Source organism: Lentibacillus sp. Marseille-P4043 (assembly GCF_900258515.1).
Classification (GTDB): Bacteria; Bacillota; Bacilli; order Bacillales; family Amphibacillaceae; genus Lentibacillus_C.
The window spans coordinates 3,436,436-3,452,175 of record NZ_LT984884.1 but is presented as its reverse complement, the minus strand read 5'-3'; the positions used below and the strand labels follow the sequence as shown (position 1 = coordinate 3,452,175).

Annotated in this window: 21 protein-coding genes; all 21 read left to right on the top strand. The window is 37.1% G+C overall.

The annotated features are described in order from the left end of the window. Positions 1-664 precede the first annotated feature (664 nt). The 21 genes from C8270_RS17120 to mecA all read left to right on the top strand — a co-directional run bounded on the left by C8270_RS17120 (position 665) and on the right by mecA (position 15,603). A complete protein-coding gene (locus C8270_RS17120; RefSeq protein ID WP_106497998.1) occupies positions 665-925 on the top strand; it encodes a metal-sensitive transcriptional regulator in 261 nt (86 codons plus the stop codon). A gap of 128 nt (positions 926-1,053) precedes the next feature. After that, on the top strand, positions 1,054-1,353 hold the full coding sequence (locus C8270_RS17115) for a rhodanese-like domain-containing protein (RefSeq protein WP_106497997.1): 300 nt from the start codon (positions 1,054-1,056) through the stop codon (positions 1,351-1,353). Between the two features lie 12 nt (positions 1,354-1,365). Further along, complete coding sequence (locus C8270_RS17110; protein ID WP_106497996.1) at positions 1,366-1,938, top strand: sulfurtransferase TusA family protein; 573 nt, start codon at positions 1,366-1,368, stop codon at positions 1,936-1,938. A gap of 21 nt (positions 1,939-1,959) precedes the next feature. Further along, positions 1,960-2,358: a DsrE/DsrF/DrsH-like family protein gene (locus C8270_RS17105; RefSeq protein ID WP_106497995.1), complete on the top strand. Its 399-nt coding sequence runs from the start codon at positions 1,960-1,962 to the stop codon at positions 2,356-2,358. A 17-nt stretch (positions 2,359-2,375) separates the two neighbouring features. Beyond that, positions 2,376-3,506 carry an MBL fold metallo-hydrolase gene (locus C8270_RS17100; protein ID WP_106497994.1) on the top strand — a complete coding sequence of 377 codons (1,131 nt, stop codon included), beginning with the start codon at positions 2,376-2,378 and terminating at the stop codon, positions 3,504-3,506. Between the two features lie 86 nt (positions 3,507-3,592). Next, positions 3,593-3,820, top strand: coding sequence for a sulfurtransferase TusA family protein (locus tag C8270_RS17095; protein ID WP_106497993.1), 228 nt, complete (start codon positions 3,593-3,595; stop codon positions 3,818-3,820). Positions 3,821-3,878: 58 nt separating this feature from the next. Further along, positions 3,879-4,652 (top strand): sulfite exporter TauE/SafE family protein, encoded by a 774-nt coding sequence (locus tag C8270_RS17090; protein ID WP_442785833.1) that lies wholly within the window; start codon positions 3,879-3,881, stop codon positions 4,650-4,652. A 191-nt stretch (positions 4,653-4,843) separates the two neighbouring features. Beyond that, on the top strand, positions 4,844-5,203 hold the full coding sequence (locus C8270_RS17085) for a rhodanese-like domain-containing protein (RefSeq protein ID WP_106497991.1): 360 nt from the start codon (positions 4,844-4,846) through the stop codon (positions 5,201-5,203). Between the two features lie 17 nt (positions 5,204-5,220). Further along, a complete protein-coding gene (locus C8270_RS17080; RefSeq protein WP_106497990.1) occupies positions 5,221-5,550 on the top strand; it encodes a rhodanese-like domain-containing protein in 330 nt (109 codons plus the stop codon). Then, complete coding sequence (locus tag C8270_RS17075; RefSeq protein ID WP_106497989.1) at positions 5,540-6,106, top strand: class I SAM-dependent methyltransferase; 567 nt, start codon at positions 5,540-5,542, stop codon at positions 6,104-6,106. The genes C8270_RS17080 and C8270_RS17075 overlap by 11 nt, the downstream gene beginning before the upstream one ends. Positions 6,107-6,150: 44 nt before the next feature. Then, positions 6,151-6,534 (top strand): DUF302 domain-containing protein, encoded by a 384-nt coding sequence (locus C8270_RS17070; RefSeq protein WP_106497988.1) that lies wholly within the window; start codon positions 6,151-6,153, stop codon positions 6,532-6,534. Between the two features lie 193 nt (positions 6,535-6,727). Further along, positions 6,728-7,378 carry a hypothetical protein gene (locus tag C8270_RS17065; protein WP_106497987.1) on the top strand — a complete coding sequence of 217 codons (651 nt, stop codon included), beginning with the start codon at positions 6,728-6,730 and terminating at the stop codon, positions 7,376-7,378. Continuing rightward, entirely contained in the window at positions 7,365-8,123 is a 759-nt protein-coding gene (locus C8270_RS17060) for a cytochrome c biogenesis CcdA family protein (protein WP_106497986.1), read from the top strand. Before C8270_RS17065 ends, C8270_RS17060 begins: the two co-directional genes overlap by 14 nt. An 18-nt stretch (positions 8,124-8,141) precedes the next feature. Then, positions 8,142-8,738, top strand: coding sequence for a TlpA family protein disulfide reductase (locus C8270_RS17055; RefSeq protein WP_106497985.1), 597 nt, complete (start codon positions 8,142-8,144; stop codon positions 8,736-8,738). A gap of 73 nt (positions 8,739-8,811) precedes the next feature. Continuing rightward, the gene (locus C8270_RS17050) at positions 8,812-9,423 is read left to right on the top strand and encodes a redoxin domain-containing protein (RefSeq protein WP_106497984.1); all 612 of its coding nucleotides are present in this window, start codon (positions 8,812-8,814) and stop codon (positions 9,421-9,423) included. Between the two features lie 38 nt (positions 9,424-9,461). Next, positions 9,462-10,145: a response regulator transcription factor gene (locus C8270_RS17045; protein ID WP_106497983.1), complete on the top strand. Its 684-nt coding sequence runs from the start codon at positions 9,462-9,464 to the stop codon at positions 10,143-10,145. Further along, positions 10,138-11,217, top strand: a complete 1,080-nt coding sequence (locus tag C8270_RS17040) for a sensor histidine kinase (RefSeq protein ID WP_106497982.1) — start codon at positions 10,138-10,140, stop codon at positions 11,215-11,217. The genes C8270_RS17045 and C8270_RS17040 overlap by 8 nt, the downstream gene beginning before the upstream one ends. 259 nt (positions 11,218-11,476) lie before the next feature. Further along, complete coding sequence (locus tag C8270_RS17035) at positions 11,477-12,679, top strand: putative glycoside hydrolase (protein WP_106497981.1); 1,203 nt, start codon at positions 11,477-11,479, stop codon at positions 12,677-12,679. Positions 12,680-13,006: 327 nt separating this feature from the next. Beyond that, positions 13,007-13,594 carry a GNAT family N-acetyltransferase gene (locus C8270_RS17030; protein ID WP_106497980.1) on the top strand — a complete coding sequence of 196 codons (588 nt, stop codon included), beginning with the start codon at positions 13,007-13,009 and terminating at the stop codon, positions 13,592-13,594. Between the two features lie 546 nt (positions 13,595-14,140). Continuing rightward, on the top strand, positions 14,141-14,536 hold the full coding sequence (gene spxA, locus C8270_RS17025; RefSeq protein ID WP_106497979.1) for a transcriptional regulator SpxA: 396 nt from the start codon (positions 14,141-14,143) through the stop codon (positions 14,534-14,536). Positions 14,537-14,901: 365 nt separating this feature from the next. Then, the gene (mecA, locus tag C8270_RS17020; protein WP_106497978.1) at positions 14,902-15,603 is read left to right on the top strand and encodes an adaptor protein MecA; all 702 of its coding nucleotides are present in this window, start codon (positions 14,902-14,904) and stop codon (positions 15,601-15,603) included. Positions 15,604-15,740 lie beyond the last annotated feature (137 nt).

The window sequence follows — 15,740 nt, the reverse complement described above, 5'->3', positions numbered from 1 at the left end:
GCGTATTTCCTCCACTGGTTTTGCATTTACTACCATTAACTGTAGTAGTATGTTCTATCAAGTCACATCCTACCACTTCACTAGTCCGGGTGAGTGGAGGGTGGTGACTCCTGCGGGAATAGCACGTGTCCGAAGACCCCGCAGAGTGGTTTGAAAAGGAAGGTCGACTAAAACCGTCCTTTGCGGACAACGTCGACATACCCCTCGCCGGGGCAAGGAGGCTGAGGCCGTGCCCGCGGAAAGCATCCACCCGGAACGATCCCGGACGGCGTCAAATGCGCGTACTTATAGAAAAGAGTCTAGCAGTCACAGCTTGATTAAATGTGATTAATAATCCAAGTCAACTTGAGCAGTTAATCTCCATCCTTCCTCATTCTATCAAGGCTTATTTGTCCATTTCACACTGCGAAAGTTGAGTAAATATAAAAGAACGTGGAGAATAGCCACTCGCTTTTTCGTTAACTCTACAATAATGTACTCAAGAGTCCTTCAAGTATAAAATTGTTCTCTTCCAAATAATTTTACATCATTAACGTTTACGAACAAAATAAGTTGACAAAATACCTGTGTGGGTATATCATGTTGGCATGAAGGAACAAAGGCCTCAAGTTCTATAAAGTTATCTTTTACTTTCATACTAAACAAAGGAAAGGAGTGTCTTCGGATGGAATACGATGCCCAAATGAAAAACAGAATGAAACGGATAGAAGGGCAAGTTAGAGGATTGTTAAAAATGATGGAAGAAGAAAAGGAATGTCGGGATGTTGTGACCCAAATGTCTGCTGTGAGGAGTGCAATTGATCGCACTGCTGCATTAATTGTCAGTAAGAACCTAGAACAATGTATTCGCGAAGAAAAACAAGCTGGCGAAAGTTCTGAGGACCTCATCAAAGAAGCGGTTAATTTACTTGTTAGAAGCAGGTAAGCCTTGACAATCAATTTCTGCATCTTTAACCTTAAAAATAGGTTAAGCAAAAAAATTGCTAACCTTATTTTTTAAATATAATATATACCTATACGGGTATTCGTATAAAATAATTGGAGGGAACGATTATGAGGGAAATTACAGCAAAGGAATTGGCAAACAAATTAAATACAGGAAAGAGCGTAAACATTATCGATGTCCGAGAAGATGAAGAAGTGGCCCAAGGTAAAATCCCAGGTGCTCACCATATCCCATTAGGTCAACTCCCTGATCGTCTAGATGAAATTGATAAAAATCAACATTATTACATGGTATGTCGTTCAGGAGGAAGAAGTGGAAGGGCATCTGCATTTTTACATGATCAAGGTTATGACGTAACCAATATGGCGGGCGGCATGCTTGATTGGGAAGATGACGTAGAAAAATAGGGGGGAGTTTATATGGGTATTACAGTAAATGAAATAGTTGATGCAAAAGGATTAGCTTGTCCAATGCCAATTGTTCGAACAAAAAAAGCTATAACAAACTTGGAACCTGGTCAAGTTATGGAAGTCCAAGCAACCGATAAAGGATCGACCGCAGATATGAAGGCATGGGCAGAGAATACAGGACATCAATACCTTGGAACTGTTGAAGATGGTGATGTTTTAAAGCATTATTTGCGAAAAGCAAGTGATGAAGAAACAAAAGAAGAAACGAGACATGAAAGTGTTACTGATTTGGAAGAACTTCACAACAAAATAGAAGAAGGAACATCTATTTTCATTCTCGATGTTCGAGAACCAGCTGAATTTGTTTTTGGTCATATACCTAGCGCGGTAAATATACCCCTTGGGGAACTAGAAGACCGATTGAATGAAATTACCAAAGATAAGGAAATACATGTCATTTGCCGTACGGGGAATCGCAGTGATTTAGCTGCACAAAAGCTGACTAAAAAGGGCTTTAACAATGTAAAGAATGTTGTACCTGGAATGGCTAAATGGGATGGACCAACAGAAAGAAATTACTAAAAACTTAGGAGGAATTTTAAAATGGCAGACACAAAAGTAGCAATTATTGCAGCAAACGGAACATTATTCGACGCATATAAGGTATTTAACGTGGCGACTGCAGCAGCGGCGTCTGATGCTGAGGTGGGGATTTTCTTTACGTTTGAAGGGTTGAACTTGATTCACAAGGAAGGCCACAAAAACCTTCCACTACCAGAAGGGAAAGAACACTTTGCAAAAGGATTTGAACAAGCAAACGTCCCATCTATTGAGGAACTGGTAAGTATCGCTCAGGAATTGGGTATCAAATTAATGGGGTGTCAGATGACAATGGATGTGATGAATTTAGAAAAAGATGCATTCATTGATGGCATTGAAGTTGGCGGAGCTGCAACATTTATCGAATTCGCAAAAGATGCCAACATTACTTTATCATTTTAAGCAAGGAGGAGTCAGTTTTGTCTAAAACAATCACGGCTAAAACACTAGCGGAGCAACTTATTAGTGATGAAAAAACATTCATTTTAGATGTTCGGAATACCGGTGAATTTAATAACTGGAAAATAGAAGGTAAAAACGTAGAAACCATCAATGAACCGTATTTTAACTTATTGGATGGAATTGATCCAATTGCTGATAAGCTGGAAAAAGATCAGGAGATTATCGTTGTATGTGCAAAAGGCGGATCATCTGAAATGGTCGCTAATTTACTTGAAGAAACAGGCTTTACTCATGCATTTAGCTTGGAAGGTGGTATGAAGGCGTGGAGTGAGTATTTGCGACCTGTGAAAATTGCCGATTTGCATGATGGCGGAAGTCTCTTTCAATTTGTCAGATTGGGTAAGGGATGTCTATCATATTTTGTTGAATCAAACGGTGAAGCGGCGGTAATTGATGCAAGCCGTATGATTGATGTTTATGAAAAATTTGCCGATGAACATGGTGTGCAAATTAAACACGTTATGGATACACACTTACATGCTGATCATATATCTGGTGGACGGCAGCTTGCTGAGAGTGTAGGTGGTTCCTATCATCTACCACCTAAGGATGCAACAGAGGTAATGTTCGATTACACACCATTGGAAGAAGGAAATGATATTGTCGTCGGAAATACTTCTGTTCAAGTACAGCCAATCTATTCCCCGGGACACACCATTGGCAGTACGTCATTTATCATTGATGATACGTATTTATTATCCGGGGATATTTTGTTTGTGAGATCAATTGGTCGTCCTGACTTAGCAGGTCTGGCAGAAGATTGGGTAGAGGATCTCCGTGATACGCTCTATAGACGATATAAAAAACTTTCCGATGATTTAATTGTACTACCCGCCCATTATTCGTTTGTTGACGAACTTAGTGAAGGTGGCATGGTCCGGGCTCGTTTAGGGGATCTTTACCAACAAAACGAAGGACTTCAGGTAGACGATCCGAATGCATTTAGGAAAATGGTTACTGAAAATCTTCCACCACAACCAAATGAGTATGAAACAATTCGTAAAACAAACATGGGTAAGATGAACCCAGATTTGGAAGAGCAAAAAGAAATGGAATCTGGTCCTAACCGTTGTGCGGTTGAGGGATAATTTTTTCGATCTTTTATACCCTGGATGGTATTTATGAACGAGTTGGTAAACCAGTAATTTATTATAAATAACAGGGAGGCGTAAAGATGAACGCGGATAAGGTTTTAGATGCAAAAGGGATTGCATGTCCAATGCCAATTGTAAAAACAAAAAAGGCGATGGAATCAATTAACTCAGGTGAAATTTTAGAGGTTCATGCGACAGATAAAGGTGCGAAAAGTGACCTTACTGCATGGGCAAAATCTTTAGGGCATGAGCTTTTAAAAAATACAGAAGAAGATAGTGTGCTCAAATTTTGGATAAAAAAAGCATAATGGCGGACTCACCTACATGGGTCCCCTTTTTTAGGGGGATATATCATTGGATTATAGTATGATTTTTGTCATAACCATTTTTCTCATTGGTTTTGTCGGTTCCTTTATTTCTGGGATGGTAGGAATTGGCGGAGCTATTGTTAATTTTCCGATGTTGTTGTATATCCCGGCTGCTTTAGGAATAGCTAGTTTTAGCGCATATGAAGTTTCAGGCATTACCGCTATTCAAGTATTGTTTGCAACAATTGGTGGAGTTTTCGCATATAGAAAAGGCGGATTTTTAAACAAAACAATCATTGGTTATATGGGGATAAGTATTTTAGTTGGTAGTCTTGCAGGTGGATTTATCTCGTCATCTATGTCTGAAGCAGGCATCAATATTATATACGGAATATTAGCCTTGACTGCAGTTGTTATGATGTTCTTACCCAAAAAAGAAAGTGAAAAGGCGACTTTTGATAAGGCCGATTTCAATCAGTGGCTGGCAGCAATAATTGCTCTGATTGTCGGAATAGCAGCTGGTATTGTTGGTGCTGGAGGAGCATTTTTATTAGTTCCAATTATGTTGACAGTACTAAAAATACCAACAAGGATTACGATAGCATCATCATTGGCGATTACGTTTATTTCATCGATTGGCTCTGCAACAAGTAAAATATTGACAGATCAAGTATTGGTGATACCTGCAATTATTGTGATAGTTGCCAGTTTACTAGCTTCTCCATTAGGTGCGAAAGTAGGAAAAAAACTGAACACAAAATATCTACAATGGATTTTAGCAATACTGATCCTGGGAACAGCAATAAAAATCTGGATTGATATTTTTATTTAAATAGACCCTACTCTGTTACTTTTTAAATTTTGTAGTTATATAAAATGTGAAGTAACTTTAGTGTGAGTGTATTTCCGGAACGGCGGGAGAGCAACTTCTTTTTACGTCGCATTCTATATCTATTCTGTTAAAACAACAATCTAGAAAACAGCTTTTAATTAAGAAACGAAAAAGTGGTAGGAGGTGTAAAGTTGGGAATCATACAATGGGTAATCATTATTATTATAGCTGCTTTCCTTGTGAAGCAATTTTTGCCTATCAAAGGTGTATCACAAGTTACCGTACCAGAAGCAAAAGATAAGTTTCAAGACAAACATGTTCAATTTATCGATGTGCGGACACCAGGCGAATACAAGGCAAAACATCGCAAACCATTTAAAAATATCCCCTTGTCTGAATTGGCTAATAGATCAAAAGAATTGGATAAGAATAAAGAAGTAGTCGTAATTTGCCAAAGTGGAATGAGAAGTATGAAAGCAGCTAAGATCTTGAAAAAACAAGGATTTGAAAAGGTGACCAATGTAAAAGGTGGTATGGGTGCCTGGGTATAGGACAGGGGGAATAAGACATGGTCAAAAGTGTTACTCCAGATGAGCTTGCTAAACGACTAAAAGATGGGGAGAATGTTACGATAATAGATGTTAGGGAAAATAATGAAATAACCACTGGGAAAATACCTGGTGCAAAACAGATTCCGCTTGGACATCTTACAATACGTAAAGATGAGTTGGATAAAAACAAAACGTTTGTTGTTGTTTGTCAATCTGGAAACCGTAGTAAGGCTGCCTGTGGTATTCTAAGTGCGTTCGGTTACGACGTTGAAGATATGATTGGTGGCATGAATGATTGGAAAGGCAAATTAGAGAAAAAAGAAAGGGGCCACAAAAATGACGGATAAGCGCTTTAATCCTGAAAAGGCACAATCACTTATGAGAGAGGAACGCAGGGCTTTATTGCCACCAGAGGAAATTATCGAATATTTACATGTAAATGCAAATGATATAGTTGCCGACCTTGGGGCTGGTAATGGGTATTTTGCAATCCCACTAGCAAAGCATGCGGAATCGGTTTATGCCGTTGACATTGAGCCGAAAATGTTGGAAATGTTGAAGCAAAATGCAAACAAAGAAACAACGGATAACATTCATTATGTGGAAAGTGACTTGGACCATATTAAACTTGATGATAACTCCGTAAACAAAGTTATGATCGCTTTCGTCATGCATGAAGTTCCAGATGTCGATAGGACTCTTGGTGAAATAAAACGTATTTTAAAGCCAGGAGGACAGATGCTTTTACTTGATTGGGAAGCGGTCGAAACAGAATCAGGCCCTCCGTTACATCATCGAATTTCTTCCAGTGAAATGGCTAAAGTTTTTGAACGGAATAATTTTCAGGTGGAAGTCATCACATTGAATCCAGGAAATTATGCTATAAAAGCAATACCAAAATAAGCCCTTGTTGTTGGAAAATTTAATGAAAAAGGAGATACACTATCATGTTTCATTATACAGTTGAGACAACAAAAACAGTCGACGAAGCAATTGGGTCATTGGAAGAAAGCTTAAAAGAGGATAAGTTTGGTATTCTCTGGCATCTTGATATGAAGGATACATTACAGAAAAAGGGATTTGATTTTGAGCAACCTTATCATGTGTTAGAAGTGTGCAATCCACAGGCAGCAAATCACATTTTGTCACAGAATCAGCTTGTTGGTTATTTCTTACCTTGCAAAATTGTTGTATATCAAGATAATGGAAAAACGAAAATCGGTATGCCACGCCCGACAGCGTTAATCCAAATGGTCGAGGATGAATCCATTGTAGAATTTGCGCAAGATATTGAAAAAAGATTAAAAGCATGCATTGAAAAGTCAATTTAAATAAAGAGCAAATACGGATTGGGGATAGCACCTACTACATGAAGCGAGGAAAGCTTTTTGTACAGGGGTTGTCCCCAATCTTGTATTTGGATGTCTTAAAGTTGTCACATTTTCATATAGTTTGTTAGGATTTTCATCAAATTTTCATATTGGTGTTGTATTGTAATGGTGGATGGAAACGGGGGAACTGTCTATGGCGGTGGCTAGTAAATTAATGTCGATTGCAATTATTGTTCTAAGTGTAATTGTGGGACTTGTTTTCTATTATGTATTAAGTGATGAAACAAAGGTACGAAAAATGAAACAGCTGGAGGAATTTGCCTCACAACTTATTAATTTTGTGATCTTTATCTGGATTGGAAAAATCATATTGCATTTTTCTGTTTTTATAAAGGATCCATTAGCAATATTGGCTTATCCTAGTGGTTCACAAGGCTTTTACTTGGCTGTATTATTTAGTGGCTTCGTACTTGCTTATAAATCCAAACGGGGTCGAATTAATATGCTTGCATTTATCGCATCCTTTCTACCCGTATTTTTGGCAGCATCTTTTACATATGAGTTTATTCAACTGATTTGGAACAACAATACATATTCTTTTGGGTATATAGTTTTACTTACTATTCTCATGGTTTCCTACCTTCTCATCCGTGGACATGTAACAACTAGAACACTAATATGTTTGATATTAATTGGTTGGACCACTGGAATCCTAGTATTATCATTTATTCAACCATTCGTAACGGTGTTTGGTTATATCATGGCACCATGGTTTGTGGGAGTATTTTTTATCGTAAGTTTGTTTTTACTAATTAGAAAGAGGGATCGTAATGGGCGGAATTGAAGCAGATACAATGTTGATTGTTGGAATGTTTTTGGCAATAGGAGCTGGGGCATTATCTTTTTTGTCACCTTGCGTACTTCCTATTTTCCCGGCATATTTGTCATATATTACGGGGATAAGTGTAAAAGAATTGCAAGGAAATCAGAAAGCTAAAATCCGTGGTAAATTGTTAAGTCATTCTATTTTCTTCTTACTCGGAGTTTCATTGGTATTTATTAGCTTGGGTGCCGGTGCCTCATTTTTAGGTCGATGGATTCAGGATTTACTACTTGGTGATTCTGGTTTATTTATTCAACGTATCGCGGGGATTTTCATTATAGTTATGGGGCTATTTATTGGTGGTTGGCTTAATATTACCGCACTAATGAAAGAAAAGCGTTTTCACTATTCCAAAAAGCCGGCTGGGTATTTGGGTGCTTTTTTTGTTGGACTTGGTTTCGCTGCAGGCTGGACTCCATGTATCGGTCCGATTTTTGGGTCTATCTTACTTTTGGCTGCAAGTAACCCCACTCAAGGTATATTCTACACAGTTATGTATGTTATTGGTTTCGCATTACCATTTATTGTATTAACTTTCTTTCTTGGATCGACTAGATGGATTGTGCGGCACAGTCAGGTAATTATGAGAATTGGAGCAGTCATTATGATTATAATGGGGCTAGTTTTGTTCTTTGGTCAAATGCCACGAATCACAGAATTTCTACTTAACTTGGTGAAAGATACATGGTTATCAAAATTAGGATAGCAATGGAGGTCATTATCAATGAAAAAAGTTATCATTATTGTGGTTATAGTAGGAATGCTAGGATTCGCAACCTATGATTTTGTTATCTCGAGTGATAAAACAGGACAAGAAGAAAATGAAGATATCTCCGGGGGTATGATTACTTCTCCACTTAAAGATAATGGGGATGAGATCACAGAGTCTGATAGTGTGGGAATTGCGAAAGGTGAATTTGCACCCGATTTTGAATTAAAAACGCTTGAGGGAAATACAGTACGTTTATCTGATTACAAAGGCGAACAACGAGTCTTAGTTAATTTTTGGGCTACTTGGTGTCCGCCGTGTAGGGCTGAAATTCCCGATTTACAAAAACTTTATGATAAAAAGGATGTGGCTATTTTAGCGGTAAATTTGACTGGATCGGAAAAGAGTGAAGGGGATGTAAAGGATTTTGTAGAAGAATTTGGGATGACTTTCCCTGTGTTAAAGGATACAAATTCTGATGTTGCATCTACTTATCAAGTTCGAGCATACCCGACTTCCTATATGATTGATTCGAATGGTCGTATCCAATTTATTGCAATGGGTGCGATGAATTATGATCTTATGGTACAGGAATTGGAAAAAATAGAATGAATGAGAACCGGAAATTTAGTAGGCTATTCAACGCGATTTAATAGAGAAATTGTATAGGAAGGAGGGGCAATGATTGAAAAAAGCAATTTTTATTGTTGTTATTGCTGGTATGCTTGGTTGGGCTGTATACGATTTTGTGAAACAGCCAAATGATACATCAAATTCGTCTAAAAATGAGGAAATAGAAACAACTAATTCTGATAATAAGGTGGATAGCGATGTTGCTGCTGGTGAAGAAAGTGATAAAGCGGATGAAATTACTGTCGGTTTGGAAATAGGAAATGCTGCACCGGACTTCCAGCTTCAAACATTAGACGGTAGCACAGTAAAATTATCTGATTACAGGGGAAAACGTGTCATGGTTAACTTCTGGGCTACCTGGTGTCCGCCATGCCGCGCGGAAATGCCGGATCTGGAAAAATTCCACCAAAATAATGATGTTATTATTCTGGCGGTTAATTTGACGCAGACAGAGCAGAGCATGCAGGAAATAAAAGACTTCGTTCATGAGTTTGAGCTAACATTTCCAATTTTGTTGGATAAAAATATTGAAGTAGCAAATAGGTATGCCATTCGGCCAATTCCAACATCGTTTATGATTGATTCAAATGGAATTATTAGAAATAAGGCATTTGGTGCACTACATTATGAGATGATGGTTCAAGAGTTAGAGCAGATGAAATGAGGCGCCGTTTTACTTATAATGAAGTAGAGGTGTTGGAAATGAGGCAAACCATTTTAGTAGTGGAAGATGATAAAATGATCCGTGAGCTTGTCCATATTTATTTGAAAAAGGAAGGCTTCCATGTGGTAGAGGCTACTGATGGGGAAATGGCAAAGGATGTCTTTTTAACGTATCATCCATGTTTAATTATACTTGATTTAATGCTTCCAAAATTAAGTGGAGAAGATTTTTGTACATGGGTTAGGGAGCAGGAGCGTAATGAAGTATCCATTATTATGCTGTCTGCAAAAACAAGTACAACAGATAAAATTAACGGGTTGAAAATTGGTGCGGATGATTACGTGACAAAGCCATTTGAACCGGATGAATTAGTTGCACATGTTGAGGCTGTTTTGCGAAGAACAGGACAGTATTGTCAAAAGATTACCTATGGTGGATTATGTATAAAACCACGAAAAGGTGAGGTAATGTTGTTTGATAAGCAATTGAATTTGACAAAACATGAATTTAACCTACTTTACTATTTTATGGAGAACCCAAATGTAGTTATATCAAGAGAGAAACTTATTCAGCAACTTTATCCATACGCTGATAAAACGGTATTAGATCGTACAATTGATGCACATATTAAGAAGTTACGGAGAAAGATTGAGGATAATCCTGCTTCACCTAAACGTATTCATACAGTCCGTGGAATGGGGTATAAATTTGTCGATGAATAAACATAGAAAGACGTGGTTTCCCAAACAAATTTTATGGCGATTAACATTTACAAATATTATTATTATTGCTTCCTTTATTGCACTTAGTAGCTGGGCAATCTACAATACAGCTTGTTTTTTGGCAGATGGAATGGGGACGATGGATAGCCAAAAACAAGGTCAATTTGATGCAACACTCTTTCAATATTTGTGGGTATTTAGCATTTCAGCAATCGTAATTGGTAGCCTAATTCATTTTTATTTCACAAAGAAATTGATACACCCAATAAGGGAGCTAATTGAGTCTACGAAGCAAATGAAACAGGGCCAATATCCCAATCCACTTGTGGTTAATTCGGATGATGAGACAGGACAATTGATTAATCATTTCAATGATTTAGTTGAACAATTAAAAAACAATCAACAATACCGGCAAAAGCTTGTATCAGACTTGTCGCATGAACTACGAACCCCCTTGTCAAATTTAAATGGTTACCTCAATGCATTAAAAAGTGGAGTGATATCAGGTGACAAGCAACTATACCAATCACTTCATGAGGAGTTAAAAAGGCTGATCAGTTTGGTGGAACAATTTGAACAACTAAAAGAATGGGATTATTTATCTAAGCAAACATTTTCCCAAAAAGAGCCTTTGGATATGGTCATGTTGGTGGAGCAAACAGTTGAGATGTTTCACTGGTCATTGAGGAGTGCCGGAATCGAAGTAAAGGTTCAGACTAAGTCAGGTGTCGTAAATGTGTATGATGGAGGGATTCCACAAGTTATCAGTAATTTAATTGATAACGCTATTCGTTACTATCAGGGAATTGAACCAATTATAGTTACCGGTGAAAATTTAAGCACGGAATACAAGGTTTCCGTCTCAGGACCAGGTCAAATCATTCCATTATCAGAACAAAGTAGAATCTTTGAACGTTTTTATCGAGTTGATCCTTCTCGGGCACGTGATACAGGAGGAACAGGGTTGGGACTTGCTATTTCAAAGGAAATTGTCGACCACCATAATGGTCAAATTGGAATCAGATCCAACGGTACTTACCATACTTTTTGGTTTACCTTGCCATTGGTGTAATACGAATTAGCAATTGTTTTTGAGACGATTGAAGATAATTTACTTATTTCTATAAATGAAAAGGAACTCTCCGGCATATTGTATAATAGAGCCGGTTTTTTTATGATTAGGCAGGCTAGAATAATTTTTGTATACATGTTCTCAATAAAGAAGTGAATCACATAAAAAATTCGACAAAATAACTAAAAATCCGTTCAAATATTTAGCGCTTTCCTTTATACTAGATTCATAGACTGCAGGAAATAGGGGATTGATTATTATGTGGAGAGGACAATTAAAGAATATAACAGCTATCGGATTTCTCATTGTTGGGCTAAGTATCCCAACCATCAGTAGCGGAAAGGAAATACAAATTGCTCACTCACACGCAACGAATACGACAAATGTAGAACAAATTGACACAACGAAACATTTCAAACGATTTACATATAATTCAGGTTTGGATTTCACCTATCCTGATGCCGTTCGGGGTATCTATGTTACTGGGCCATCTGCTGGGGGAAGCCGCTTTGATTCACTGGTGAAATTAATTGATTCCACTGACTTGAACACAATGGTAATCGATATTAAAGAAGATCATGGGAATATCACATACAAACCAGAAAAAGGCTCACCATATGAAGATATTGCTAAAAATTATATTGATGAACCACGTAAAATGCTAGAAACTCTTGAGAAAAAAGGAATTTATCCAATTGCGAGGATTGTTGTTTTTAAAGATTCGGTTTTAGCAGAAAAACGCCCTGACTTATCCTTTAAAAAGAATGGTAAGGTTTGGACGAATGGAAAAGGGGAAGCTTTCGTTAACCCATTTAAAAAAGAAGTATGGGAATACAACGTAAACCTTGCAAAACAGGCTGCGGAATTAGGTTTTCAGGAAATTCAATTTGATTATGTCCGATTTCCTGAAGGGTTTGAACATTACGATGAGGAACTGGAATATAGCCAGGGTGAATATAAAAACGCGGACATAAAAAATGTTCAGCGCCGTGTTCAAGCTGTAACAGATTTTGTTTCATATGCAAAAGAAGAATTAGGGTATTACGATGTGAAAGTTGGCGTTGACATTTTTGGCTATTCCGCAACGATCCCGGAAGCACCGGGGATTGGACAAAATTTTTCAAAAATCGCTAACAATGTCGATGTTATTTCGTCGATGATTTATCCAAGTCACTGGACATCTTATTTTGGAATTGACTTCCCGGATAAACATCCATATAAATTGGTTACAGAATATGCGAAAGTGGAAAATAAAGTGCTTGGGAAGCTGGATAATCCGCCAATCTCAAGACCATGGATTCAAGACTTTGAAGCGCCATGGTTGTATGATGGTGCTCCCACCCAATATGGGAAAGCAGAAGTAGAGAAACAAATTAAAGCATTACAGGAAAATGGTATAAATGAATTTTTGATCTGGAATGCTGGGAATTCGTACACAGAAAATGTAGATTATACTCCATAAAAAACGAGGTCTGTCCTTCGGCGCGGGGGACAGACATCGTTTAAAATAATGTTCAGCGGGTAAACTAGACATGGTGCTTTTGCAAAAAGGCTATTAAAGCTTGGGACTGCGATTACTCGCCCATCGAAAAATTTGTTGTTTTTTACACAATGACCAAACGTCGTGTTGGCCTGAGGAGGCTCTCCAGCCGCCCCTGGAAAGCGTAGTTATATGGGCTGCGGGATAGAAAGCAACAAACAATGTGAAATGAGCCTTTTAAAATGTAAATTTAACAAATTGGGAAATTTTCGTTATAATAGAAAAGACGTAAAAAAAAGGAGTAGATCAATGAATTGGTATGAAAAGTTAAACGAGTACTTTCCAGTAGAAGAAATGAAATCCAAGGAGCATATGGAAATGCTGCTAAAGGAAAAAGGAGACGTATATTACAAGGATGAAGGTCCTTATCACGTTCTAATGTTCGCAGAGTTCGACAAATTTTTGTTTATTGATTATCTTTGGGTTTCAGCGAAATCAAGAGGTCAGGGAATTGGACATAAGTTGATTGAGAAACTTAAAGAGAAAAATAAACCAATTATTTTAGAAGTTGAACCTGTTGATTACGACGATTCTGATACTGAGAAAAGACTTCATTTTTATCAAAGAGAAGGATTTACCCACGCCCAGTCCATCGGTTATAATCGCCGATCACTTGCTACAAATGAAGAAACTCCAATGGAAATTTTATATTGGTCTCCAGATAACGAATCAGAAGAAATGATTTATGAAAAAATGAAAAAAATGTATGAAGACATTCATACGTATAAAGATGAAGAGATATATGGCAAAGCTTATCAACCGGTTGAGGAAGTGCTAAGCTATGATGAGGATCGAGAATCAGATAACATTTTTAATGGAATAAAAGAAAAAGCTTAGGGAGGTTCCCCTTGAGTTTTGCCTCAAGGGGTGACCTTCTAAATTCTAATTTTTTTCAAATAAGATGTTTAATTGAAAATAAACTAGGGTACCTTATACATAAATATAAACATTTCGTGAACATTTGAATTTTAGCTGATTTTTCTAGGAAATACCCTACCTTTTGCTTGACAATTGTAGTATACTTATACATATAGGTTATTTAAACTTATTTTAATCTGATAAGTTGTTCAAAAGTTTATGAAATGACCATACAATGAACAAAAGCGGAAGTAGCCGTTTAGCGATGTATGGACTGCGCCCACGCAATACGGGTGGTTCGGTGTTGCTGCGCAAAGTAGCGATTTTAACCGAACATTCCTACCGTAGGAGATAAAGGAAACACAGTGAGCTAGGAGCGAACTGATGTTGACTTATCGTACGGAGGCGGGGGTTGTCTACTAGTCGCTGGGTACTGGAGCTGGACGTGGCATTTTTAGGGTTCAGATATACGCTGGTTCGACTATAATAATTTCTTTAAATTTTAGAAATGAGGAGTGAAGTTTCATGGTAACACTTTATACCTCACCAAGTTGTACATCTTGCAGAAAAGCAAAAGCATGGCTAGAAAAACAGGAAATACCTTTTACGGAACGAAATATATTTTCTGAGCCATTATCATTGGATGAGATCAAAGAAATATTGCGAATGACAGAAGATGGAACGGATGAGATAATTTCAACACGCTCTAAAGTTTTTCAAAAATTAGATGTCAATATTGATCAATTGCCAATGAAGGATTTGTTCAAATTAATTCAACTAAATCCTGGATTGTTACGCAGACCAATTATTTTAGATGAAAAGCGTTTGCAAGTTGGGTATAATGAAGATGAAATTCGTCGGTTCTTACCACGAACAGTTCGCACGTTGCAACTGCATGAAGCTCAACGAATGGTAAACTAATCGGTCTATTCATGTAGAACGTTGATACAAAAATAAAAGCGCAGATCCTTTGTTGTCGATCTGCGCTTTTATTCTCTTATTTTCTAAAGGGTAGTGACAATTTAGGCTGAATCAGTTATCATATTTAATTAAATATTATAGGCATTTAAATTTTCAAAATCAGTTGTTCTGTCATACAATAATGATATAGATATAAACTAGGAATGAATGGTTAGGGTTATTTCGTAAAGGGTAAATAAATAGTAATGAAGTATCAGGTGAAGTTATCTCTTCCACCTAACTATTTAAAAATAGTTAAAGCTTTGTAGTTTAAAGTAACGAAAAACGCACATTGGACGTTTTTCTTTAGAAGGGAGAGAAATGAAATGGAAATAGAACGTATAAATGAGAATACGGTAAAATTTTATATTTCTTATATTGATATTGAGGATCGCGGATTTGAACGGGAAGAAATTTGGTATAATCGCGAACGTAGTGAACAATTATTTTGGCAAATGATGGATGAGGTGAATTATAAAGAGGATTTTAATGTTGACGGCCCATTGTGGATTCAAGTGCAGGCATTGGAAAAAGGCTTAGAAATCATTGTTACAAAAGCACAGATTTCCAAAAACGGCGATAATATTGAGCTTCCTGAAGAAGACGGGAAAACAATCGACTTATCCGTTGATGAAAAAATTGAAAATATCTTAGACGATAAATTTGGAAAAAGTAGTACGAATAATACTGCCAGAAAATCTGAAGAAGAATCTGATGATGGTAATTTATCATTGATTGTAAGCTTTCAGGATTTTGAGGATGTTATTCAGTTAAGTCATTATTTCCAAGACAGTTCTACAGGTATTGATGAAAATAGTTTATTCCACTATAAGGATACCTATTATCTATACATGGAATTTTCCCAAGATGAATTAGATGATGATAATCAAGAGGATATGATTAGCCAAGTGCTTGAATTCGGTTATGATTCGGATGTCACCATTCATTTTCTAGAGGAATATGGGAAAAAGGTGTTTGCAAATGACACATTTTCTCAAGTGAAAACTTATTTTCCAGCTCAACGATAAGGGTTAATTTCTAAGGTAGCATCTAGACACGTCACCATAAACAAAAATCAGAAGGCCTGCAAGCATAGTGTTGCAGGTTTTTTATTTTGTTTTTTTGCAGGAATTCACCTCTTTTTGTCGAATAAGGAATAAAGAGA